At 60.0% G+C, this 20,972-nt stretch carries 16 protein-coding genes and 1 tRNA gene; 13 read left to right on the forward strand and 4 right to left on the reverse strand.

Annotated features, from left to right (window positions below; genetic code table 11):
* Nucleotide 1: 1 nt before the first annotated feature.
* From tuf to rpoC, 10 genes are all read left to right on the forward strand, one after another.
* On the forward strand, nucleotides 2–1,192 hold the full coding sequence (gene tuf / locus ACN9MW_RS03495; RefSeq protein WP_426167612.1) for an elongation factor Tu: 1,191 nt from the start codon (nucleotides 2–4) through the stop codon (nucleotides 1,190–1,192).
* Nucleotides 1,193–1,274: 82 nt separating this feature from the next.
* Nucleotides 1,275–1,350, forward strand: a tRNA-Trp gene (locus ACN9MW_RS03500).
* 36 nt (nucleotides 1,351–1,386) lie between these two features.
* Nucleotides 1,387–1,770, forward strand: a complete 384-nt coding sequence (secE, locus tag ACN9MW_RS03505) for a preprotein translocase subunit SecE (protein WP_090436079.1) — start codon at nucleotides 1,387–1,389, stop codon at nucleotides 1,768–1,770.
* Complete coding sequence (nusG, locus tag ACN9MW_RS03510) at nucleotides 1,770–2,369, forward strand: transcription termination/antitermination protein NusG (protein ID WP_426167614.1); 600 nt, start codon at nucleotides 1,770–1,772, stop codon at nucleotides 2,367–2,369. Before secE ends, nusG begins: the two co-directional genes overlap by 1 nt.
* Before the next feature lie 152 nt (nucleotides 2,370–2,521).
* The gene (gene rplK / locus ACN9MW_RS03515; protein WP_130316656.1) at nucleotides 2,522–2,953 is read left to right on the forward strand and encodes a 50S ribosomal protein L11; all 432 of its coding nucleotides are present in this window, start codon (nucleotides 2,522–2,524) and stop codon (nucleotides 2,951–2,953) included.
* A gap of 2 nt (nucleotides 2,954–2,955) precedes the next feature.
* Nucleotides 2,956–3,651 carry a 50S ribosomal protein L1 gene (rplA, locus tag ACN9MW_RS03520; protein WP_130316657.1) on the forward strand — a complete coding sequence of 232 codons (696 nt, stop codon included), beginning with the start codon at nucleotides 2,956–2,958 and terminating at the stop codon, nucleotides 3,649–3,651.
* 307 nt (nucleotides 3,652–3,958) lie between these two features.
* Complete coding sequence (gene rplJ, locus ACN9MW_RS03525) at nucleotides 3,959–4,456, forward strand: 50S ribosomal protein L10 (RefSeq protein ID WP_028103002.1); 498 nt, start codon at nucleotides 3,959–3,961, stop codon at nucleotides 4,454–4,456.
* Between the two features lie 64 nt (nucleotides 4,457–4,520).
* Entirely contained in the window at nucleotides 4,521–4,898 is a 378-nt protein-coding gene (gene rplL / locus ACN9MW_RS03530) for a 50S ribosomal protein L7/L12 (protein ID WP_155452697.1), read from the forward strand.
* Nucleotides 4,899–5,089: 191 nt separating this feature from the next.
* On the forward strand, nucleotides 5,090–9,199 hold the full coding sequence (rpoB, locus tag ACN9MW_RS03535; RefSeq protein WP_426167617.1) for a DNA-directed RNA polymerase subunit beta: 4,110 nt from the start codon (nucleotides 5,090–5,092) through the stop codon (nucleotides 9,197–9,199).
* 140 nt (nucleotides 9,200–9,339) lie between these two features.
* A complete protein-coding gene (gene rpoC / locus ACN9MW_RS03540) occupies nucleotides 9,340–13,563 on the forward strand; it encodes a DNA-directed RNA polymerase subunit beta' (protein WP_426167619.1) in 4,224 nt (1,407 codons plus the stop codon).
* Nucleotides 13,564–13,732: 169 nt separating this feature from the next.
* On the opposite strand, the gene ACN9MW_RS03545 is transcribed toward rpoC, so the two are convergent.
* Complete coding sequence (locus ACN9MW_RS03545; RefSeq protein ID WP_426167621.1) at nucleotides 13,733–14,230, reverse strand: hypothetical protein; 498 nt, start codon at nucleotides 14,228–14,230, stop codon at nucleotides 13,733–13,735.
* Between the two features lie 39 nt (nucleotides 14,231–14,269).
* On the opposite strand from ACN9MW_RS03545, the gene ACN9MW_RS03550 reads away from it, so the two are divergent.
* Nucleotides 14,270–14,866, forward strand: a complete 597-nt coding sequence (locus ACN9MW_RS03550; RefSeq protein ID WP_426167623.1) for a hypothetical protein — start codon at nucleotides 14,270–14,272, stop codon at nucleotides 14,864–14,866.
* A gap of 32 nt (nucleotides 14,867–14,898) precedes the next feature.
* Here ACN9MW_RS03550 and ACN9MW_RS03555 read toward each other — a convergent pair whose 3' ends face one another.
* Nucleotides 14,899–15,360: a cupin domain-containing protein gene (locus ACN9MW_RS03555; protein WP_426167625.1), complete on the reverse strand. Its 462-nt coding sequence runs from the start codon at nucleotides 15,358–15,360 to the stop codon at nucleotides 14,899–14,901.
* A gap of 208 nt (nucleotides 15,361–15,568) precedes the next feature.
* Between ACN9MW_RS03555 and ACN9MW_RS03560 the strand changes: the two genes are divergently transcribed.
* Nucleotides 15,569–16,462, forward strand: a complete 894-nt coding sequence (locus ACN9MW_RS03560) for a helix-turn-helix domain-containing protein (RefSeq protein ID WP_426167627.1) — start codon at nucleotides 15,569–15,571, stop codon at nucleotides 16,460–16,462.
* Nucleotides 16,463–16,560: 98 nt separating this feature from the next.
* A complete protein-coding gene (locus ACN9MW_RS03565; protein WP_426167629.1) occupies nucleotides 16,561–18,171 on the forward strand; it encodes a M64 family metallopeptidase in 1,611 nt (536 codons plus the stop codon).
* Here ACN9MW_RS03565 and ACN9MW_RS03570 read toward each other — a convergent pair.
* Together ACN9MW_RS03570 and ACN9MW_RS03575 are read right to left on the reverse strand one after the other, a co-directional pair.
* Nucleotides 18,161–18,517 (reverse strand): MmcQ/YjbR family DNA-binding protein, encoded by a 357-nt coding sequence (locus ACN9MW_RS03570; RefSeq protein ID WP_426167631.1) that lies wholly within the window; start codon nucleotides 18,515–18,517, stop codon nucleotides 18,161–18,163. The two genes, ACN9MW_RS03565 and ACN9MW_RS03570, sit on opposite strands and share 11 nt — an antisense overlap.
* A 34-nt stretch (nucleotides 18,518–18,551) precedes the next feature.
* Nucleotides 18,552–20,936 carry a glycoside hydrolase family 3 N-terminal domain-containing protein gene (locus tag ACN9MW_RS03575; RefSeq protein WP_426167633.1) on the reverse strand — a complete coding sequence of 795 codons (2,385 nt, stop codon included), beginning with the start codon at nucleotides 20,934–20,936 and terminating at the stop codon, nucleotides 18,552–18,554.
* Between the last annotated feature and the right edge of the window lie 36 nt (nucleotides 20,937–20,972).

Here is a 20,972-nt window from a genome sequence, read left to right on the forward strand (position 1 = left end):
AATGGCAAAAGAAAAGTTCGAGCGGACTAAGCCGCACGTGAACGTTGGCACCATCGGTCACGTTGACCATGGCAAGACCACCCTGACCGCTGCTATCGCAACCGTCCTGTCGAAGAAATTCGGCGGCGAAGCGAAAGCTTACGACCAGATCGACGCTGCTCCAGAAGAAAAAGCACGCGGCATTACCATCAACACCGCCCACGTCGAGTACGAGACCGCAACCCGTCACTACGCTCACGTTGACTGCCCAGGCCACGCCGACTACATCAAGAACATGATTACCGGTGCTGCGCAGATGGACGGCGCGATCCTGGTTTGCTCCGCAGCTGACGGCCCAATGCCACAGACCCGCGAGCACATCCTGCTGGCACGTCAGGTTGGCGTTCCATACATCATCGTGTTCCTGAACAAGTGCGACCTGGTTGACGACGCAGAACTGCTGGAACTGGTCGAAATGGAAGTGCGCGAGCTGCTGTCCAAGTACGAATTCCCAGGCGACGACCTGCCAATCATCAAGGGTTCGGCACGTATGGCCCTGGAAGGCGCTGCTGGCGAAATGGGCGAAGACTGCATCATGCGTCTGGCCGATGCACTGGATTCCTACATCCCAACCCCAGAGCGCGCTGTTGACGGCACCTTCCTGATGCCAGTGGAAGACGTGTTCTCGATCTCCGGCCGCGGCACCGTGGTGACCGGTCGTGTTGAGCGCGGCGTGATCAAGGTCGGCGAAGAAATCGAAATCGTTGGTATCGTTGACACCGTCAAGACCACCTGCACCGGCGTGGAAATGTTCCGCAAGCTGCTGGACCAGGGTCAGGCAGGCGACAACGTTGGTCTGCTGCTGCGCGGCACCAAGCGTGAAGACGTTCAGCGTGGTCAGGTTCTGGCGAAGCCAGGCTCGATCAAGCCGCACGCTCACTTCACCGGCGAGATCTACGTTCTGTCGAAAGATGAAGGCGGCCGTCACACCCCGTTCTTCAACAACTACCGTCCACAGTTCTACTTCCGTACCACCGACGTGACCGGCTCCATCGAGCTGCCAGCGGACAAAGAAATGGTTATGCCAGGCGACAACGTCTCCATCACCGTGAAGCTGATCTCCCCGATCGCTATGGAAGAAGGTCTGCGCTTCGCAATCCGCGAAGGCGGCCGTACCGTTGGCGCCGGCGTGGTTGCCAAGATCATCGACTAAGTAGTCGAAAAGAATCCAGCCAAGACTAGCGCCCGTCGCTGATGGGTGCTAGAATTACGGATTCCACTGTAAAGTTTTACGTAGGGGCGTAGCTCAATTGGCAGAGCGTCGGTCTCCAAAACCGAAGGTTGGGGGTTCGATGCCCTCCGCCCCTGCCACCGAATCTGGTGCAGGGCACCGAAAGTAAAAAGTAAATGTCTAATCAATCCGTGCAAACCGTTAGCACGACGAACGATAAGTTCAAAGTCGTGTTGGCAGTTGTGGCGTTGATTGCAGGCGTGGTCGGATTCTTCGTCCTGACCGGTAAACCAACCCTGGTGCGGGCAGCCGCGCTTGTGGTTGGTTTGCTTATTTCCGCCGGCATCGCGTACACCTCTGCTGCAGGCCGTGATTTCCTGAATTTTGCGAAAGAATCCGTTCGCGAGACCAAGAAAGTTGTTTGGCCGACCCACAAGGAAGCCCGTCAGATCACTCTGATCGTGTTCGCCTTTGTGCTGGTCATGGCGATTTTCCTCTGGGGCACGGATAAGATCCTCGAATTTGTGTTGTACGACCTCATCCTGGGTTGGAAGAAATAATGAGCGAAATTGTACAAGACGAGCCAGGCAAGGAAGAGCCTGCGCAGGCAGTGTCGACGCCAGTCAGCAACAAGCGCTGGTACGTCGTGCACGCCTACTCCGGCATGGAGAAAAGCGTACAGCGCGCCCTGATGGAGCGCGTCGAGCGCGCCGGCATGCAAGACCAGTTCGGCCAGATCCTGGTGCCGACCGAAGAAGTCGTTGAGGTTCGTAACGGCCAGAAGTCCGTTACCGAGCGCCGCTTCTTCCCGGGCTACGTCCTGGTGGAAATGGAAATGACCGACGAAACCTGGCACCTGGTGAAGAACACCAGCAAGGTGACCGGCTTCATCGGCGGCAAGTCGAACAAGCCGACCCCGATTCCTGCGCGCGAGATCGAAAAGATCATGACGCAAATGCAGGAAGGCGTGGAAAAGCCACGTCCAAAAGTGCTGTACGAAGTGGGCGAGCAAGTCCGCATCAAGGATGGCCCGTTCACCGACTTCAACGGCAACGTGGAAGAAGTCAACTACGAGAAATCCAAGGTGCGTGTGTCGGTCACCATCTTCGGTCGCGCTACTCCGGTCGAACTCGAGTTCGGCCAGGTCGAAAAGATCTAAACCGGTAGTTCGGTGTCTGACCCATTGGGTCAGACACCGGTTTGCCGGTTTTGCGGTAAATCGCCTGCCAGCGCGTCTAAGCTGGCAAAACCAAGAGGAGCCCCGCCGCGTGCGGGGCGCTACTACTCAATCCAACGATAGGAAGTGCCCAAATGGCAAAGAAAATCATTGGCTTTATCAAGCTGCAAGTTCCAGCTGGTAAGGCAAACCCATCCCCTCCAATCGGTCCAGCACTGGGCCAGCGCGGTCTGAACATCATGGAATTCTGCAAGGCGTTCAACGCGCAGACCCAAGGTATGGAACCAGGCATGCCAATCCCAGTCGTGATCACTGCGTTCGCGGACAAGTCCTTCACCTTCGTGATGAAGACCCCTCCAGCGACCTTCCTGATCAAGAAGCACTCCGGCGTGCAAAAGGGTTCGTCCAAGCCACATACCGACAAGGTAGGCAAGCTGACCCGCGCTCAAGCTGAAGAAATCGCTAAACTGAAGACCCCGGACCTGACCGCTGCCGACCTGGATGCTGCTGTTCGCACCATCGCTGGTTCCGCACGTTCCATGGGCATCACCGTAGAGGGCATCTAATCATGGCAAAACTGTCCAAGCGCGCTCAAGCCATCAAGGCTAAAGTAGACCGTACCAAAGTGTACGCTTTCGACAACGCTGTCGCCCTGGTTAAAGAACTGGCTACCGCCAAGTTCAACGAATCCATCGACGTGTCCGTTCAACTGGGCGTGGACCCTAAGAAGTCCGACCAGGTTGTGCGTGGTTCCGTGGTTCTGCCAGCTGGCACCGGCAAGACTGTTCGCGTTGCTGTGTTCGCAACCGGCGACAAGGCTGAGCAAGCTAAAGCTGCCGGCGCTGACGTCGTTGGTATGGAGGACCTGGCTGAGCGCGTCAAAGCCGGCGACATGCCTTTCGACATCGTGATCGCTTCCCCAGACACCATGCGTATCGTTGGTACCCTGGGCCAGATCCTGGGCCCACGTGGCCTGATGCCTAACCCGAAAGTTGGCACCGTCACTCCAGACGTGGCCGGCGCCGTGAAGAACGCCAAGGCCGGTCAGGTTCAGTACCGTACCGACAAGGCAGGTATCATCCACGCGACCATCGGCCGCAAGTCGTTCAGCGACGCAGATCTGAAGACCAACCTGGTTGCTCTGATCGACGCCCTGAACAAGGCTAAGCCAGCTTCGTCCAAAGGCGTGTACCTGCGTAAAGTATCCCTGTCGTCCACCATGGGCGCTGGCGTACGCGTAGACCACGCTGGCCTGAACGGCTAAGTTTTACACTTCGGTGCCAGTGGCTGACACGCGCAGCGTGTTGGCCCCTGGCACCGACTGAATAGTATTAAGTCCTCAGCCGGAAGGTTGAGGCGGATCTTTGGGTTGGCGGCGGTTCTGCCGCCGCCATGCCTTCAAAGACCGTTGGGCTCGGAGCATCAGGTAGGCTCTGGGTTAATAGTGAAAGCTCCCAACGCAGATGGTGATCCCGAACAAGTTTATGTAGTCCCTTTTGACTCCTAAACCTCGGACGCCGTTGTTCGAACCGATGCGAGGCGAAAGCCGAGCATTATTTAAGGAGAAGACCGTGGGTCTCAATCTGAATGACAAAAAGGCCGTCGTAGCCGAAGTTTCCGCAAAAGTAGCAACTGCGCAAACTATCGCTGTGGCCGAGTACCGTGGCATCCAGGTTGGTCACTTGACTAAACTCCGTGCTAATGCGCGTGCGCAAGGCGTGTACATCCGTGTTCTGAAGAACACCCTGGCACGTCGTGCAGTAGAAGGCACGCAGTTCGCCGCTCTGGCCGACTCCATGACCGGTCCGCTGATCTACTCGATCTCGGATGATGCTGTTGCTGCAGCGAAAGTCCTCGCCGACTTCGCCAAAACCAACGACAAACTGGTCCTGAAGGCTGGTAACTATGCAGGTAAGCAGCTCGACGTAGCTGGCGTTACCGCACTGGCGAGCATTCCTTCCCGTGAAGTCCTCATTTCGCAGCTGTTGGGCGTTATGCTGGCTCCGGTGTCGGGCTTTGCACGTGGCTTGGCTGCTCTGGCAGCCAAGAAAGAAACCGAAGCTGCTTAATCGCTGGCCTCGTTTCTTAGTCAATACCAATTCTGTAGTACTACAAACAAATTAGGAGTTTCAAATGGCAATTTCCAAAGACGACATCCTGAACGCAGTGTCCGAAATGTCCGTAATGGACCTGAACGAACTGGTCAAGGCATTCGAAGAAAAGTTCGGCGTGTCCGCAGCTGCAATGGCAGCTCCAGCCGCTGGCGGCGCAACCGGCGGCGCAGCTGCTGCTGAAGAGCAAACCGAATTCAACCTGGTTCTGTCCGAAGTCGGCGCTAACAAAGTTGGCGTGATCAAGGCTGTTCGCGAAATCACCGGTCTGGGCCTGAAAGAAGCCAAAGACCTGGTTGACGGCGCACCGAAGACCGTGAAAGAAGCAATGGCTAAGGCCGACGCTGAAGCAGCTAAGAAGAAGCTGGAAGAAGCCGGCGCGAAAGCTGACCTGAAGTAATTGAACCAAGGCGGGTTAACTGCCTTAGTTTAGGAAGCCAATGCGGCGGATCTCTCCCGAAAGGGAGGGTCCGCCCTTGGCTCCTTTGTCGTCTCTGAAGTAGAAGTTGTTGTTTTCTAGTGAATTGAGCTTTGCGAAGCGCGCCCGCAACGCTGAATTCTCTACCTTTTCCTGTCTCACACGGAGTGTCCATGCACTACTCATTTACTGAGAAGAAACGCATTCGCAAGTCCTTTGCGAAACGCGCCAACGTCCACAACGTTCCGTTCCTGCTGGCTACCCAGCTCGAGTCGTACGAGAACTTCTTGCAAGAGCACACTCCCGTTGCAAACCGCAAGAACGAAGGCCTGCAATCGGCTTTCACGTCGATCTTCCCAATCGTTTCCCACAACGGCTTCGCCCGTCTGGAATTCCTGTCCTACGTCCTGGGTGACCCGGCGTTCGACGTCAAGGAATGCCAACTGCGCGGCCTGACCTTCGCTTCCCCGCTGCGCGCCAAAGTGCGCCTGGTGATCCTGGACAAGGAATCGCCAACCAAGCCGGTCGTGAAGGAAATGAAGGAACAGGAAGTCTACATGGGCGAACTGCCCCTGATGACGACCACCGGCTCGTTCGTGATCAATGGTACCGAGCGTGTCATCGTATCCCAGCTGCACCGTTCGCCAGGCGTGTTCTTCGAGCACGACCGCGGCAAGACCCACTCGTCCGGCAAGCTGCTGTTCTCGGCACGTATCATTCCTTACCGCGGTTCCTGGCTGGACTTCGAGTTCGACCCGAAAGACATCCTGTACTTCCGCGTCGACCGCCGCCGCAAGATGCCGGTATCGATCCTGCTGAAGGCGATCGGCATGACCCCGGAACAGATCCTGGCGAACTTCTTCGTCTTCGACAACTTCAACCTGCGTTCGGAAGGCGCGGAGATGGAGTTCGTGTCCGAACGCCTGCGCGGTGAAGTCGCGCGCTTCGACATCGTCGATCCGAAGTCGGGCAAGACCATCGTCACCAAGGACAAGCGTATCAACGCCAAGCACGTGCGCGAAATCGAAGCAGCCGGCATCCAGCACATCTCCGTGCCGGAAGACTACCTGCTGGGCCGCGTACTGGCGAAGAACATCGTTGATCCGGAAACCGGCGAAGTGGTGGCACTGGCCAACGACGAGCTGACCGAAGACACCCTGGGCAAGCTGCGCGAAGCCAATATCTCCGCGATCCAGACCCTGTACACCAACGACCTGGACCAGGGCGGCTACATCTCCCAGACCCTGCGTATCGACGACACTGCCGACCAGACCGCAGCCCGTATCGCGATCTACCGCATGATGCGTCCTGGCGAACCGCCAACCGAAGAGTCGGTGGAAGCCCTGTTCAACGGCCTGTTCTACAGCGCCGACCGCTACGACCTGTCCGCCGTGGGCCGCATGAAGTTCAACCGCCGTATCGGCCGTGACGAACTGACCGGCGCCATGACCCTGTCGAACGACGACGTGCTGGCCGTGATCAAGATCCTGGTTGAGCTGCGCAATGGCCGCGGCGAAGTCGACGATATCGACCACCTGGGTAACCGCCGCGTACGTTGCGTGGGCGAACTGGCCGAGAACCAGTTCCGCGCCGGCCTGGTGCGCGTTGAGCGCGCCGTCAAGGAACGCCTGGGCCAGGCCGAAGCCGACAACCTGATGCCGCACGACCTGATCAACTCCAAGCCGATCTCGGCTGCTATCCGTGAGTTCTTCGGTTCGTCCCAGCTGTCGCAGTTCATGGACCAGACCAACCCGCTGTCGGAAATCACCCACAAGCGCCGCGTATCGGCCCTGGGCCCTGGCGGCCTGACCCGCGAACGCGCAGGCTTCGAGGTGCGAGACGTTCACCCGACCCACTACGGCCGTGTGTGCCCGATCGAAACGCCTGAAGGCCCGAACATTGGTCTGATCAACTCGCTGGCACTGTACGCCCGCCTGAACGAGTACGGCTTCCTGGAAACCCCGTACCGTAAAGTTGAAAACAGCAAGGTGACCGACAAGATCGATTACCTGTCCGCGATCGAAGAAGGCCGCTACATCATCGCCCAGGCAAACGCCAAAGTGAATGAAGAAGGCCAACTGGTCGACGAACTGGTATCGTCCCGTGAAGCCGGCGAAACCATTCTGGTCTCCCCAGAGCGCGTGCAGTACATGGACGTTGCGCCAGGCCAGATCGTGTCCGTTGCAGCATCGCTGATTCCATTCCTGGAACACGATGACGCGAACCGTGCACTGATGGGCGCCAACATGCAGCGTCAGGCCGTGCCTTGCCTGCGTCCTGAAAAGGCGCTGGTCGGTACCGGTATCGAACGTACCGTGGCAGTCGACTCCGGCACCACCGTGCAGGCCCTGCGCGGCGGCGTGGTGGACTACATCGACGCGGGCCGCGTCGTGATCCGCGTGAACGACGAAGAAGCACAGGCTGGCGAAGTCGGTGTGGACATCTACAACCTGATCAAGTACACCCGTTCCAACCAGAACACCAACATCAACCAGCGTCCGATCGTCAAAGTGGGCGACCGTGTGGCCAAGGGCGACGTGATCGCCGACGGCGCATCGACCGACCTGGGCGAACTGGCACTGGGCCAGAACATGACCGTGGCCTTCATGCCATGGAACGGCCTGAACTTCGAAGACTCGATCCTGATCTCGGAAAACGTCGTGAAAGACGACCGTTACACCTCGATCCACATCGAAGAACTGTCCGTTGTTGCCCGTGACACCAAGCTGGGCGCGGAAGAAATCACCCGCGATATTTCGAACCTGGCAGAGAACCAACTGGCTCGCCTGGACGAGTCCGGCATCGTGTACATCGGCGCTGAAGTGCAAGCCGGCGACGTGCTGGTCGGTAAGGTGACCCCGAAAGGCGAAACCCAGCTGACCCCGGAAGAGAAGCTGCTGCGCGCGATCTTCGGCGAAAAAGCATCCGACGTGAAAGACACCTCGCTGCGCGTTCCATCCGGCATGGTTGGTACCGTCATCGACGTGCAAGTGTTCACCCGCGAAGGCATCCCACGCGACAAGCGCGCCCAGCAGATCATCGACGATGAACTGAAGCGCTACCGCCTGGACCTGAACGACCAGATGCGTATCGTGGAAGGCGACGCCTTCCAGCGTCTGGAAAAGATGATGATCGGCCAAGTGGTCAACGGCGGTCCGAAGAAGCTGGCCAAAGGCGCCAAGGTCACCAAGGACTACCTGGACGACCTGGACAAGTTCCACTGGTTCGACATCCGTCCTGCCGACGAAGACATGGCCAAAGCCCTGGAAGCCATCAAGGAATCCATCGCCGAGAAGCGCCACCAGTTCGACCTGGCCTTCGAAGAGAAGCGCAAGAAGCTGACCCAGGGCGACGAACTGCAGCCTGGCGTGCAGAAGATGGTCAAGGTGTACCTGGCCGTTAAACGCCGCCTGCAGTCCGGCGACAAGATGGCAGGCCGCCACGGTAACAAGGGTGTTGTGTCCCGTATCGTTCCGGTGGAAGACATGCCATACATGGCTGACGGTACCCCGGCAGACGTGGTGCTGAACCCACTGGGCGTTCCGTCCCGTATGAACGTTGGCCAGATCCTGGAAACCCACCTGGGTTGGGCAGCGAAGGGCCTGGGCATCCGTATCGGCGAAATGCTGCAAGCGCAGATCAAGGTCGAAGAGATGCGCAAGTACCTGACCACCGTGTACAACGAGTCCGGCGCCAAGGAAGACATCGCTTCCCTGTCCGACGACGAGATCATGAAGCTGGCATACAACCTGAAGAAGGGTGTGCCGTTCGCGACTCCGGTGTTCGACGGCGCGCACGAATCGGAAATCCGCCGCATGCTGGACCTGGCGTATCCGGACGATATCGCCAAGCACCTGGGCATGACCCCGTCCAAGAACCAGGTCACCATGTACGACGGCCGCACCGGCGAAGCGTTCGAGCGCAAAGTCACCGTGGGCGTGATGCACATGCTGAAGCTGCACCACCTGGTCGACGACAAGATGCACGCCCGTTCCACCGGTCCTTACTCGCTGGTGACGCAGCAGCCTCTGGGCGGTAAAGCCCAGTTCGGCGGCCAGCGCTTCGGTGAGATGGAGGTGTGGGCACTGGAAGCGTACGGCGCGTCCTACGTGCTGCAAGAAATGCTGACCGTGAAGTCCGACGACGTGAACGGCCGTACCAAAGTGTACGAAAACCTCGTCAAGGGCGACCACGTGATCGACGCCGGCATGCCGGAATCGTTCAACGTGCTGGTGAAAGAGATCCGCTCGCTGGGTATCGATATCGACCTCGAGCGCAACTAAAACCGGTAAAGCAGTGTCTGACCCGCAGGGTCAGACACTGAGCCCGCGGCAGCCGCGTACCGGGTGTCGGACCCAGTGGGTCTGACACCGGTTTACCGGTTTTAAGTAAGTAAAGAATTCGTCACTATCTGGAGTGATACATGAAAGCCCTGCTCGATTTATTCAAGCAAGTACAGCAAAACGAGTCGTTCGACGCGATCAAGATCGGTCTGGCCTCTCCTGAGAAAATCCGTTCGTGGTCCTACGGCGAAGTCAAAAAGCCGGAGACCATCAACTACCGTACCTTCAAGCCAGAGCGCGATGGCCTGTTCTGCGCCAAGATCTTTGGCCCGATCAAGGACTACGAATGCCTGTGCGGCAAGTACAAGCGCCTGAAGCACCGCGGTGTCATCTGCGAAAAATGCGGCGTTGAAGTGACCCTGGCCAAAGTGCGCCGTGAGCGCATGGGCCACATCGAACTGGCTTCGCCGGTTGCCCACATCTGGTTCCTGAAATCGCTGCCGTCGCGCCTGGGCATGGTCCTGGACATGACCCTGCGCGATATCGAACGCGTCCTGTATTTCGAAGCATACGTCGTGACCGATCCAGGCATGACCCCGCTGAAGAAGTGCCAGATCATGTCGGAAGACGACTACGCCGCCAAGTACGAAGAGTACGGCGACGACTTTACCGCCTTCATGGGCGCTGAAGGTATCCGCGAACTGCTGCGCTCGATCGACATCCACCGCGATGCCGAAGCCCTGCGCGTGGAACTGAAGGAATCGAAGTCCGAAGCGAAGATCAAGAAGTACGCCAAGCGCCTGAAAGTGCTGGAAGCATTCCAGCGTTCCGGCATCAAGCCAGACTGGATGATCATGGAAGTGCTGCCGGTGCTGCCACCGGAACTGCGTCCACTGGTCCCGCTGGATGGCGGCCGCTTCGCGACCTCCGACCTGAACGACCTGTATCGCCGCGTCATCAACCGTAACAACCGTCTGAAGCGCCTGATGGAGCTGCGTGCTCCAGAGATCATCACGCGTAACGAAAAGCGCATGCTGCAGGAAGCAGTTGACTCGCTGCTGGACAACGGCCGTCGCGGCAAAGCGATGACCGGCGCTAACAAGCGTCCGCTGAAGTCGCTGGCTGAAATGATCAAGGGTAAGGGCGGCCGCTTCCGTCAGAACTTGCTGGGTAAGCGCGTCGACTACTCCGGCCGTTCCGTGATCGTGGTGGGTCCACAGCTGAAACTGCACCAGTGCGGTCTGCCAAAGCTGATGGCCCTGGAACTGTTCAAGCCATTCATCTTCAACAAGCTGGAACTGATGGGTCTCGCGACCACCATCAAGGCCGCCAAGAAGCTGGTCGAAGTGCAAGAGCCAGTGGTGTGGGACATCCTGGAAGAAGTGATCCGCGAACATCCGATCATGCTGAACCGTGCACCAACCCTGCACCGTCTCGGTATCCAGGCTTTCGAGCCTGTGCTGATCGAAGGTAAAGCGATCCAGCTGCACCCGCTCGTCTGCGCCGCGTTCAACGCGGACTTCGACGGTGACCAGATGGCAGTCCACGTTCCTCTGTCGATCGAAGCACAGATGGAAGCCCGCACCCTGATGCTGGCTTCGAACAACATCCTGTTCCCATCGAACGGCGAACCATCGATCGTTCCTTCCCAGGATATCGTGCTGGGCCTGTACTACGCGACCCGCGAAGCAGTGAACGCCAAGGGCGAAGGCATGATGTTCCCGGACGTGTCGGAAGTGATCCGCGCGTACGACAACAAGGAAGTGGAACTGGCGACCCGCATCACCGTGCGTATCGTTGAGAATCCAAAGGATCCAGCAACCGGCGAGTTCGTCCGTACCGTGACCCGTTACGAGACCACCGTTGGCCGCGCCATCCTGTCCGAGATCCTGCCGAAAGGCCTGCCATTCAGCGTACTGAACCGTCCGCTGAAGAAGAAAGAGATCTCCAAGCTGATCAACACTTCCTTCCGCAAGTGCGGCCTGCGCGCAACCGTGGTGTTTGCCGACCAGCTGATGCAGTCGGGCTTCCGCCTGGCAACCCGCGCCGGTATTTCGATCTGCGTGGACGACATGCTGGTACCGGAAGTGAAGAAGACCCTGATCGCGACCGCCGAAGCGGAAGTGAAGCAGATCGAGCAGCAGTACGCTTCCGGTCTGGTCACCGCCGGCGAACGTTACAACAAGGTCGTCGACATCTGGGGCAAGACCTCCGACGAAGTCGGCAAGGCGATGATGGACCACCTGAAGGTGGAAGACGTGGTGCGCCGCGACGGCACCCAGTCGACCCAGGAATCGTTCAACGCGATTTACATGATGGCCGACTCCGGTGCGCGTGGTTCCGCAGCACAGATTCGCCAGCTGGCCGGTATGCGAGGCCTGATGGCCAAGCCAGACGGCTCGATTATCGAGACGCCAATTACCGCGAACTTCCGCGAAGGCCTGAACGTTCTGCAGTACTTCATCTCGACCCACGGCGCTCGTAAAGGTCTGGCCGACACCGCGCTGAAGACCGCGAACTCCGGTTACCTGACCCGTCGTCTGGTCGACGTGACCCAGGACCTGGTGGTGATCGAAGACGATTGCGGCACTTCCAACGGCACCCTGATGAAGGCGATGGTCGAAGGCGGTGAAGTGATCGAAGCCCTGCGCGACCGTATCCTCGGCCGCGTGGCAGGCACCGACATCGTCAACCCAGAGACCCAGGCTACCCTGTACGAAGCCGGCACCCTGCTGGACGAAGACATGGTGGAAGAGATCGAACGCGTCGGCATCGACGAAGTGAAGGTCCGTACCCCGCTGACTTGCGACACCCGCTACGGCCTGTGCGCCAAGTGCTACGGCCGCGACCTGGGCCGCGGCCTGCTGGTCAACGCCGGCGAAGCAGTCGGTGTGGTGGCAGCGCAGTCGATCGGTGAACCTGGTACCCAGCTGACCATGCGTACCTTCCACATCGGTGGTGCGGCATCGCGTGCAGCAGTGGCATCGTCCGTCGAAGCCAAGTCGAACGGCACCGTGCGCTTCACCGCCACGATGCGTTACGTCACCAACGGCAAGGGCGCCCAGATCGTCATTTCCCGTTCCGGCGAAGTGCTGATCACCGACGACCACGGCCGTGAGCGCGAGCGTCACAAGGTACCGTACGGCGCGACCCTGATCGTCAAGGATGGCATGGCTGTGAAGGCCGGCGCTCCTCTGGCAACCTGGGACCCGCTGACCCGTCCGATCATTACCGAGTACGCCGGTACCATCCGCTTCGAGAACATCGAAGAAGGCGTGACCGTGGCTCGCCAGGTCGACGAAGTGACCGGCCTGGCCACCCTGGTGGTGATCGACGCCAAGCGTCGTGGTTCCCCAGGCAAGGCCCTGCGTCCACAGGTGAAACTGCTGAACGAAGACGGCGGCGAAGTGAAGATCGCCGGCACCGAACACGCAGTGGCGATCGGCTTCCAGGTCGGCGCGCTGATCATGGTGAAAGACGGCCAGCAAGTGTCCGTGGGTGAGGTTCTGGCGCGTATCCCGACCGAATCGCAGAAGACCCGAGACATTACCGGTGGTCTGCCACGCGTGGCGGAACTGTTCGAAGCACGTTCGCCGAAAGACGCGGGCATGCTGGCGGAAGTCACCGGTACCGTGGCCTTCGGTAAGGAAACCAAGGGCAAGCAGCGTCTGGAAATCACCGACATGGACGGCAACAAGCACGAGTTCCTGATTACCAAGGACAAGCAAGTGCTGGTGCACGACGGCCAGGTGGTGAACAAGGGCGAGATGATCGTGGACGGCCCAGCCGATCCGCAAGACATCCTGCGCCTGCTGGGTATCGAAGCGCTGGCACGCTACATCGTTGACGAAGTGCAGGACGTGTACCGACTGCAGGGCGTGAAGATCAACGACAAGCACATCGAGGTGATCGTTCGCCAGATGCTGCGCCGCGTGCAGATCACCAACGCCGGCGACACCGACTACATCGTCGGCGAGCAGGTGGAGCGTTCCGAACTGCTGGAAGAAAACGATCGCGTCAATGCCCTGAACAAGATCCCTGCAACGTACGAAAACGTACTGCTGGGTATTACCAAGGCATCGCTGTCGACCGACTCCTTCATCTCGGCCGCATCGTTCCAGGAAACCACCCGCGTGCTGACCGAAGCCGCGATCATGGGCAAGCGCGACGGTCTGCGCGGCCTGAAGGAAAACGTCATCGTCGGCCGCCTGATCCCAGGCGGTACCGGCCTGGCCTTCCACCGCGCCCGCAAAGAGAAGGAAGTGTGGGAAGCCGAAGAGCGCAAAGCGCTGCTGGAAGCAGAACGCGCCGCGATCGTGGCCGAACTGCCAGCGGACGAACCGCACCACAGCGACGAAGCGTAATCCGCTTCAACGCCAGAAAAAACGCCACCTTCGGGTGGCGTTTTTTTTTGCGCTACGGCAGAGCCCGTGTCACACCATGGGGTCACACCCCAAGGGTGACACGGGCTCTTCAGTTGATCCTGGCCTTGATCAGCACAGGCAGGTGATCGGATGGGAAGCGGCCGTGGAGTTAATCGGTCAGTGTTGCGTAGCTCAATACCGGGCCATAGGCTGGCTTCGCGCTGATATCGAATGCATCGGCCAGCCGAGACTTCATGATGGCAACCTGTTCGGTCTCCGGGACGGAATTCAAATCGCCGGCCACGATCACTGGCTCGGAGCCGGCAATTTCCTTTACCTTTCGCAGCATGAGCTTAGCCGATTCCCGGCGCGCCACCTCGCCTTCGTGGTCGAAGTGAACGGAAAAGAAGTAGAACTTGCGGCCAGTCTGGCGATCCTGCAGTTGCGCCCAGGAGGCGATATGGTTGCAGCAAGTAGCATCCCACCCCAACGTTGTCATGTTCCACGATAGGTAGTTCGGACTCACCAGTATAGGCGAGACGCATTGCTGGAAGCCCGCTGGCGCGAAATGGTAGGGTCTAATTAACAAACTGCTGCAAAAATGCCACCATTGGGTGGCGTTTTTATTTGCGCCAGCCCCAGAAATATTGTCAGGCGCCAATTGCATACTACAATCAGTATTTTCTGCATTCTGTTTGAGAGCGCTATGGCCGAATCCCTCCAAATCACCTGTGACGCGACGACTGTGGGCGATGATGGAAAAATGTACCTGCATGAGTCGATGTTCAGCGGCCTGTATGACTTGCCAAACAATCATGCGGAAATCGTGGCACGCCTGCACCCTGCCAAGCGCAAGCTGTTTGATGCACTGGTAGGCGGCGAGGAGATCGAGGTCGAGACGAAAGACGCGAAGGGTGCCGTTGTCAAGGTCAGGCTGGACAATGATGTCACGATCCATGTAAACCAGCGCTACGGCGGTGTGCGCCGCTTCAGCTATTCGTCCATTATTGCGAAACATGCCCGAAGCTATGGCGAAGTCCAGGCGAGAGGCTTCGACGCCAATTGCGAGCCGGTGATTCGGCAGATGCCTGACCGCAGTTTCAGGATCATTTTCAACACGATGCCGCCGCGTGGGCATGCGCTTGGGGCAGCCTTCAATATGGATCACTTCGGCGCCCACATGGTCAAGCTGACCGAGTCCAAGATGACCTGGGATGATCGTGACGTATTTCACCTTCCCTCCGCGACTGAGGCGGAAATTCGCGCCATTTTGCAGTTCATGCTCACTTACGGGAAGGCCTGAGGCCACGAGATGTGACCTCACTCGTTTCTCGACTACTTTTTATCGCTTGCCGCGGCCTTCGAATCGTCAATCAAATCGAACTTGCCGTCGGATGTCATGAAGAAGGTGCAGTCTGCACCGGTTGCACAGCCGCTGACGTGCTTTTTGCCGGGCGCTTGCATCAGGTAAGAGCCCGGGCCCAGCTTGGTTTCAGGGGCGCCATCGGATTTATGCACGAAAGTGCCGGACATGATCACGATCTTCAGCGCGTGGGTGTGGTGGTGCAGGGCGTTGACCTGCCCGGCGTCGAACTTCACCAGCACGCCGTAAGGGCCGCCTTTCATCCAGTCGCCCCACAGCTTGGCAACCTTGGTGCCGGCAACCGGGCCGGCTTCCCATTTCACCGACTCGGCCGGCCAGACCACATCTTCCATGGCCTTGCCTTTATCCTTGGCTGGCGCGTTGGCGCTCAGCAGGGTAGAAACCGCTAGTACCGCAAATGCCATTGTTCTCATGGTGGCGCTCCTTCTTATGGTTGGCGGGGAAACTGGCGTCCATTTATCGTTATAGCCCATCCGCAGCGGATTCCAAGTTGGTAGGCAGCGACACTCCTGTGCTGAAACGCCCGGCCTGGACGCTGATTCCAGCCGAGCCCGTGTCACACTTGGGGTGTGACCCCATGGTGTGACACGGGCTCGGCTGTAGGTGGGGTATATTGCTTCGATGGAGAGCGTCGAAGAGCTTGAGCGGTGGTTCAGGATGGCGGGCGTGCACTCGCTGAATGCCTGTGTCGGGCCGCTTCCCGGATCGGGGGCTGCGTTGGGGCGGTGGACCAGCGATGGGCCGGATCACGCCATTCGCTCCGTAAGCCCGCATCCGGGCACTTACCGCCTGGCGCTGATGATGGAGCCGCTCGATGCGCGCATCTGGCACGGCGATACGCCGGTCTGGGGCGGGACCATCGGAGCGAGCCGCTTTCGTCTTTGTCCGCCAGGGGAGCAGGGGCGCTGGAGCCAGTTGAGCGGCTGCGATATCGTGAATGTCTTCCTGCCGGTGCAGCTACTGGACCGCTTGGCGGCGCAGCGCGGCGAGGATATCGATGCCACGCTGGCGGCTAGCCAGTTCACTTCCGACCGCATGGTATCCGACCTGGTGCGCAAGATGCTCGATGCGCAGGCGCTGGCCGGGCCGCTGGCGGCGGAGATGTGCGACCACCTGGCCATGGCCCTGGCTTGCTACCTGCTCGAACATTATTCGCGCCCGGCCCAAGGCGCCGACAGCTCCCTCGGCGGTGCGCGCCTGCGCCGCGTGCTGCGGCATATTTCAGATCACCTGGATGCGCCGCTGGCCAATGCGGAACTGGCGTCCCTGTGCGGCATGAGTGCGGCGCATTTCTCGCGCGAGTTCCATCGGGCGGTCGGCTTGCCGCCGCATCGCTATGTGCTGACCCGGCGCCTGGAGCAGGCATGTATGGCACTCGCAGGCCGGGAGGCGCGCATTGTCGACATTGCGGAGGAGTTCGGGTTTCATAGTGCCAGCCATTTCACGCGCGCTTTCACGACGCAGTACGGCCTGTCGCCTGCGGCGTGGCGCGCCAGCCGCTGTAACAATTGTTAAAAGCAGGATTGTGCAAATTGCGCGCGTTTTTGCACGCGCCGCCTCTTTGATCGGCCACAGAATCTCCAGTTCCAAACCACAACAAATGGAGAGAGAACATGGCTTTACTTCGAAACTCACTGGTGCTGCTCGCGCTGGCGGCGGCGGGTGCTGCACAGGCCGACAATATCTCGCTGCGCATCGGCTTTGCTGAAGGCCGTAGCGGGGCGGAGTTCAAACCCCTGCATGCGGAAGTGGGCAAGTTTGCTGTGACGCCCAATGTGCGCCAGGGCGCGGAGGATGACCAGTGGGTGGTGGTCGCCAAGGATGCCCAGGGACGCGTGCTGCATGAGGTGAGCGTCAACAATGGTTTGCGCCGACATGTGGAGACCTTCAATCCGCGTTCGGGCGCTATCGACCTGTCGACCACGGTGCAGCAGCGTGAGGGCAGCTTTGAGGTGTCGCTGCCATTCGACAAAGCCACCGCGAGCGTGGAGGTGCTGCCGAAGAAGGGTGCCAGCACCGGCGCCAAGACGGCTCTTGCAGCACCTGCTGCGCTGGCGCGTTTCGATCGCGGCACCCTGGAACAGGCGGCAGCGAGCGGCAAGGCCTCGCGCTCGGCCATGCTGGCGGCGACGCCTTCCGCCACCGCGACGACCATCCTGAACAACGGCAGCGCGGCGACGCATATGGACTATGTGTTCATCGGCGACGGCTACACCGCTGCGGAAATGGATAAGTGGCGCGCCGATGCGCAGAAGGTGATCAATGGCTTCCTGGCCGATCCGCTGTTCAATGCCAACCGCGCTTCGATGAATATCCATCGAGTCGACGTGGCCAGTAACCAGTCGGGCGTGGACGAACTCGATAAGGGCATCTATCGCGATACGGCGATGGATGGGGAATTCGCTTGCTACAACATCGAACGCCTGCTGTGCGTGAACAATACCAAGGCGACCAATATCGCGGCTTCCGTGCTGGCGCCCGATGCGCGCGATGTGATTGTGGTAATCGCGAACTCGACGCGTTACGGCGGTTCGGGTGGCGCAGTGGCAACGCTGTCGATGCATGAGCAGTCGATCGAGGTGGCCTTGCATGAAATCGGCCATACGGCGTTTGCATTGGCGGACGAATACGAGTACGGCACCTGCAACACCAGCAGCGAGCCGACCGAAGTCAATGTGTCGCTGAACGGCACGCGTTCCGTCAAATGGGGCAGCCTGATTGCGGGCAGCACGGCCGTTCCGACCGGCCTGGGCGTGTATCCGAACGGTACTGTCGGCACTTTCGTGGGCGCGCAGTACTGCGGCTCGGGTAAGTACCGTCCGACAGAGAACTCGCGCATGCGCACGCTGGGGTATCCGTGGCATGCCGTGAATGAGGGCGCGGTGAAGAAGGTGTTTGCCAAGTACACCGGCTCCGGCTCGGTCACGCAAACCGGCACCCTGGCCAACGGCGGCAGCGCCATTGCGCCTAGCGCGTCGCCTGGCTGGGTGCAGGCCGGCGCTGGCGCCTTCTCGCTGCAACTGAGCGGTCCTTCCGGTGCCGACTTCGACCTGTTCCTGTACAAGTGGTCGGGTAGCGCGTGGACCAAGGTCGCTTCCAGCGAGGGCAATACTTCCAGCGAGTCGATCAGCTACAACGGCACGGCGGGCTATTACTACGCGCAGGTGAAGTCGTATTCGGGCAGCGGCAACTATTCGCTGACCTACGCTTTCCCTAAGCCTTGATCTCGCGCTGGCGTGCCTTTGTCAGCGAGGAGAATGCCTTGTCGTAGGACCATTGCACCAGTTCGACCAGGTAGTCTTCCGGGAAGCGGCGCACGTCGACAATCGTGACCCAATGGAAGCGGCCCATGTAGCGTGCCGGTTTTACGCCGGGCATGCCGGTGAGTTCGAGGAAGCGGTCGGGCGTGGCGCGGAAACTGAAGCGCCACTGTTCCGGTTCGCTGGTCTTGAAGTAGGCGAAGGTCTTGCCGCCGACCTTGTAGCTCAGTACATTGACCGGCGGTGCATGCAGCAGGCTGTCTGCGCCAGGCAGGCTGGCGCAGTGGGCTTTGACTTGAGTGATGTCCACTTTCGCTCCCGACTCGAAAGTGGACATTCTAGCGTCAACTGACCAGTAGTTTGGCCGATTTCAAGGTTGCGCTGTCCGGGCCCACCGAAATGGTGAAGTTGCCCGGTTCGACAACGCGCTTCATGTCGGCGTTGTAGAACTGCAGGTCGGCCGGCTTGATGTTGAAGGTGACGGTGCGCTTCTCGCCAGGCTGCAGCGTGATGCGCTGGAAGCCTTTCAGTTCCAGTACGGGACGGGTAGCGCTGCTGATGTCGTCGCGGATGTACAGCTGCACCACTTCGTCGCCGGCGCGCTTGCCGGTGTTGGTGACGTCGACGCTGACTTTCGTGCTGCCGTTGGCGGCGATGGTGGCTTGCGCCAGGCGCGGCTCGCTGAATGCGAAGCTGGTGTAGCTCAGGCCATAGCCGAACGGGTAGAGCGGCTTGGTGCTGCCGTCGATGTAGCCGCGGCGGGCGCTTGGCTTGTGATTGTAGAAGATCGGCAGTTGGCCGACGTGGCGCGCTACTGACACCGGCATCTTGCCGCCCGGGTTGGCGCGGCCGAACAGGACGTCGGCGGCGGCGTGGCCGGTTTCCTGGCCGAGGTACCATCCTTCCACCAGCGCGTCGGCACGTTCGGCCAGCAGGTTGACCGACAACGGGCGGCCGTTCAGCAGGAAGACCACGGTTGGCTTGCCGAGGTCGAAGATGGCCTTGGCCAGTTCGTTCTGCTGGCCCAGCATATCCAGCGTCTGGCGGTCTCCCAGGTGGTTGTCGGCCCAGGCTTCGCGGCTGGTCTGTTCGTTGTCGCCCAGGACCATGATGATGGTGTCGGCGTTGCGCGCGGCGGCAACGGCTTCGGCAATCAGCTTGGCGTTGGTCTGCGGTGGGGTGAAGATGATTTCGTCCTTGCCCCAGATCCGTTCTTCGGTGATGCGCACGCCTTCGCGGTATTCGAGCTGGAAGCCCTGGCGCTGGCTTTCGGCTTGCAGGCCTTCGTACACCGAGACCACGTGGCGCGGCACGTCGGAATAGCCGCCGATCGGGGTGTCCTTGGCGTGGGTGCCGAGCAGCAGCACCTTGCCGACCTTCTTGCCGTCCAGCGGCAGCAGGCCTTTGTCGTTCTTCAGCAGCACGACGGCGCGCGCGGCAGCCTCGCGGGCCAGGGCAACGGCCTCCGGCGTGGCGGTCAGGCTGTCGGCGATGGCGGCGTCGACGTAAGGCTGTTCGAACAGGCCGGAGAGGAATTTCCATTCGAGGATGCGGGACACCACGGTGTCGATTTCTGCGACGCTGACCTTTTTCTCCTTTACCAGTTGTGGCAGGAGCTGGTAGCCGAAGGCGTCCGGGGTTTCGATGTCAACGCCGGCTTTGACGGCGCGCGTGGCGGCGTCCTTCGGCATGTCGGCGAGGCGGTGGCGGGTGATCAGTTCCTTGACGCCGAAGTAGTCGGATACTGTCAGGCCTTTGAAACCCCATTCTTCGCGCAGCACTTTGTGCAGCAGCCAGTGGTTGGCGTGCGATGGCAGGCCGCCGATCTCGTTATACGAAGGCATCACGGCGGCCGCATTGGTTTCCTTGATGATGCACTCGAATGGCGGGAAGAATTCTTCGCGCAGCGTGCGTTCGGTGACTTCGGCGGGACCGATGTTGGTGCCGCTTTCCGGTTGGCCGTGGCCGGTCATGTGCTTCAGCGTCGTGAACACCTTGTCCTTGGCCAGCTTGCGTTCCTCACCCTGGAAGCCCAGCACGGCTGCTTTGCCCATCTCGGCGCACACGTGCGGGTCTTCGCCGAAGGTTTCTTCGATGCGGCCCCAGCGCGGTTCGCGTGCCACGTCGACCACCGGCGCCAGTGCCAGGTTGGCGCCGCGGGCACGCATCTCGCGGGCGGCGACGCTGAATACCTTGCGTACCAGCGGCGGGTCGAAAGTCGATGCGAGCGCGATCGCCTGCGGGAAGCTGGTGGCGTCCTTCGCCACGTAGCCGTGCAGGGATTCTTCGTGCATGAACAGCGGAATGCCGAGGCGCGTCTGTTCGACGGCCCATTTCTGCGCGGCGTTGGTGTAGGTTGCGGTCTCCTGCGCGTTGCGGTTGGCGCGGGCGCCGCTGTCGCCGGCGCCGCCTGCTTCGGCGCCGCCCTGGCGGTCGGAAGGGCGGGCCAGCATGCCGAGGCCATTCGGGTAAGCCTTGGCGGCTTTCGCGGCCGAGAATTCACCGTTGGCGTCCTGGATGATGCCTTTCTCCTGCCAGATGCACAGCATTTGCGCGACCTTTTCCTCCAGCGTCATGCGACCGAGCAGGTCTTTTACGCGGGCCGGCACCGGCGCGGCGGGGTCTTTGTACACGGGCCTTGCCGCTGCGGCAGCCATGGCTGCCGGCGTGCCGAGGGCGGCTACGCTAGCCGCGCCGGATAGGGATGAGAGGAACTGCCTGCGTTTCATGCTGTGTCTCCAGTAGTTGTATTCGTTTTATATTTT

The organism is Pseudoduganella sp. R-34 (assembly GCF_049904655.1).
Classification (GTDB): domain Bacteria; phylum Pseudomonadota; class Gammaproteobacteria; order Burkholderiales; family Burkholderiaceae_D; genus Rugamonas.

Bases quoted from the DNA above. Each gene is read 5' to 3' on its own strand.
- tuf (WP_426167612.1), top strand. From the start codon at position 2: ATGGCAAAAGAAAAGTTCGAGCGGACTAAGCCGCACGTGAACGTTGGC.
- secE (WP_090436079.1), top strand. From the start codon at position 1,387: ATGTCTAATCAATCCGTGCAAACCGTTAGCACGACGAACGATAAGTTC.
- nusG (WP_426167614.1), top strand. From the start codon at position 1,770: ATGAGCGAAATTGTACAAGACGAGCCAGGCAAGGAAGAGCCTGCGCAG.
- rplK (WP_130316656.1), top strand. From the start codon at position 2,522: ATGGCAAAGAAAATCATTGGCTTTATCAAGCTGCAAGTTCCAGCTGGT.
- rplA (WP_130316657.1), top strand. From the start codon at position 2,956: ATGGCAAAACTGTCCAAGCGCGCTCAAGCCATCAAGGCTAAAGTAGAC.
- rplL (WP_155452697.1), top strand. From the start codon at position 4,521: ATGGCAATTTCCAAAGACGACATCCTGAACGCAGTGTCCGAAATGTCC.
- rpoB (WP_426167617.1), top strand. From the start codon at position 5,090: ATGCACTACTCATTTACTGAGAAGAAACGCATTCGCAAGTCCTTTGCG.
- rpoC (WP_426167619.1), top strand. From the start codon at position 9,340: ATGAAAGCCCTGCTCGATTTATTCAAGCAAGTACAGCAAAACGAGTCG.
- ACN9MW_RS03545 (WP_426167621.1), bottom strand. From the start codon at position 14,230: ATGCAATTGGCGCCTGACAATATTTCTGGGGCTGGCGCAAATAAAAAC.
- ACN9MW_RS03550 (WP_426167623.1), top strand. From the start codon at position 14,270: ATGGCCGAATCCCTCCAAATCACCTGTGACGCGACGACTGTGGGCGAT.
- ACN9MW_RS03555 (WP_426167625.1), bottom strand. From the start codon at position 15,360: ATGAGAACAATGGCATTTGCGGTACTAGCGGTTTCTACCCTGCTGAGC.
- ACN9MW_RS03560 (WP_426167627.1), top strand. From the start codon at position 15,569: ATGGAGAGCGTCGAAGAGCTTGAGCGGTGGTTCAGGATGGCGGGCGTG.
- ACN9MW_RS03565 (WP_426167629.1), top strand. From the start codon at position 16,561: ATGGCTTTACTTCGAAACTCACTGGTGCTGCTCGCGCTGGCGGCGGCG.
- ACN9MW_RS03575 (WP_426167633.1), bottom strand. From the start codon at position 20,936: ATGAAACGCAGGCAGTTCCTCTCATCCCTATCCGGCGCGGCTAGCGTA.